Origin of the sequence: Sphingomonas mali NBRC 15500 (assembly GCF_001598415.1) — a bacterium.
Taxonomy (GTDB): domain Bacteria; phylum Pseudomonadota; class Alphaproteobacteria; order Sphingomonadales; family Sphingomonadaceae; genus Sphingomonas; species Sphingomonas mali.
In genome coordinates this window covers 1-1827 of the sequence record NZ_BCYX01000090.1, presented here as the reverse complement: position 1 = coordinate 1827, position 1827 = coordinate 1, and the positions used below count along the sequence as shown (strand labels likewise).

Below are 1827 nucleotides of genomic sequence, written 5' to 3'. Positions count from 1 at the left end.
GGGGGGGGGGCTGAGTCTCCTGACCTTTGCCCCAACTCCCCCACCCCAACCCCTCCCCTGAAGGGGAGGGGCTAGAGCCATCACAGCATTCCCAGTTCCAATTTTGCGTCGTCGGACATCTTCTGCGGGTCCCAGGGCGGATCCCACACCAGATTGACGTCGGCGACCGCGACGCCCGGCACGCTGCCGACGCGCAGTTCGACCTCGGCCGGCATCGATTCCGCGACCGGGCAATGCGGCGTGGTCAGGGTCATGGTGACCGCGGCATGGCCGTCTTCGGTCACCTCGACATTATAGATCAGCCCGAGGTCGTAGATGTTGACCGGGATTTCGGGGTCGTAGATTTCCTTGAGCGCGTCGACCACCGCCTCGTACAGCGCTCCGCCCGGCTCGCCGCCCGACAGCGGCTCGGGCTTCTGCGCCAGGAATCCGGCAAGATAGTCGCGCTTGCGCTCGAATGTCTCGGTCGGCGCCTCGACGCGCGCCTTGGGCGGCGCTTCCACCGATGTCACTTCGTCCACTTCGATCTTCCGTTCTTCGTTCATCCGAAGATTCCTACCCAAAAATCCGCGTCACACGTTCGACAGCTTCACCCAGCGCCTCGACATCCGCCATCGACGAATAGACCCCGAAGCTCGCCCGAGCCGTCGCCGGCACGCCGAGCGCCTCCATCAACGGCTGGGCGCAATGGTGTCCGGCGCGGATCGCGACCCGGCTCTCGTCCAAGATGGTGGCGACATCGTGCGGATGCACCCCCTCGACCGCGAAGCTGACGATGCCGGCGGAATCCTCCGGCCCGAACAGCCGCACCGAATTGATCCGCGACAGCCGCTCGCGCGTGGCCGCGACCAGCGCGGTTTCATGCGCGTGAATCCGCTCCAAGCCGATACTCTCGACGTAATCGATCGCGGCATGGAGCCCGACCACGCCGACGATGTGCGGCGTGCCTGCCTCGAACCGGCCGGGCGCCGGAGCATAGGTCGTCTTGGCGAACGTGACGCGGTCGATCATCGACCCGCCGCCTTGGTATGGCGGCATCGCGTCGAGCAGATCGTAGCGGCCCCACAGCACGCCGATCCCGGTCGGACCGTAGAGCTTGTGCCCGGAAAAGACGTAGAAGTCGCAGCCGATCTCGGCGACATCGACGGGCATCCGCGGCACCGCCTGGCAGCCGTCGAGCAGGATTTTGGCGCCGACCGAATGCGCGATTTCGGTCGCGCGCTTGGCGTCGAGCACCGATCCCAGCACGTTCGAAACGTGCGCAAGCGCAACCAATTTGTGCGCCGGCGTGATCATCGCCGCCATCGCGTCGAGGTCGATCCGGCCGTCGTCGGTCAGCGGTACGACGTCGATCTCGACTCCGATCCGCTCGGCGACCAGTTGCCACGGCACGATGTTGGAATGGTGTTCGAGCACCGACAGCAGGATGCGGTCACCCGCCTTGAGCTGCTCGCTCACCCAGCTGTGCGCGACGAGATTGATCGCCTCGGTCGCGCCACGGACGAAGACGATTTCCTCGGGCTTGCCGTTGATGAATTCGGCGACCCGCTTGCGCGCCGCTTCATAAGTGAGCGTCATGTCGGCCGAGCGCTGGTACACGCCGCGATGCACGGCAGCATAGTCCTGGGCATACCCGCGCTCGATCGCGTCGATCACGACGCGCGGTTTCTGGGCTGAGACCGCGCTGTCGAGATAATGCCAACCCGCCGGTATCGCGGGGAAGTCCGAGAGAACGTCGAGGGGCGGGAGATTCCCTCTCCCGTCGGGAGAGGGAGGGAGCGCCGAAGGCGCGGAAGGGTGAGGGCAGGCCTGAGTGTCCATCACCTG

Annotated in this window: 2 protein-coding genes; both read right to left on the bottom strand. The window is 65.8% G+C overall.

Features of this window, described 5'->3' with window-relative positions:
* Positions 1-80: 80 nt before the first annotated feature.
* Positions 81-545, bottom strand: coding sequence for an SUF system Fe-S cluster assembly protein (locus SMA01S_RS23880; RefSeq protein WP_066827969.1), 465 nt, complete (start codon positions 543-545; stop codon positions 81-83).
* Between the two features lie 10 nt (positions 546-555).
* Positions 556-1821, bottom strand: coding sequence for a cysteine desulfurase (locus SMA01S_RS23875; protein ID WP_084250541.1), 1266 nt, complete (start codon positions 1819-1821; stop codon positions 556-558).
* Between the last annotated feature and the right edge of the window lie 6 nt (positions 1822-1827).

What these genes read in the sequence shown, in the direction of transcription:
- SMA01S_RS23875 (WP_084250541.1), bottom strand. Translation starts at nt 1,821, where the DNA reads ATGGACACTCAGGCCTGCCCTCACCCTTCCGCGCCTTCGGCGCTCCCT.
- SMA01S_RS23880 (WP_066827969.1), bottom strand. Translation starts at nt 545, where the DNA reads ATGAACGAAGAACGGAAGATCGAAGTGGACGAAGTGACATCGGTGGAA.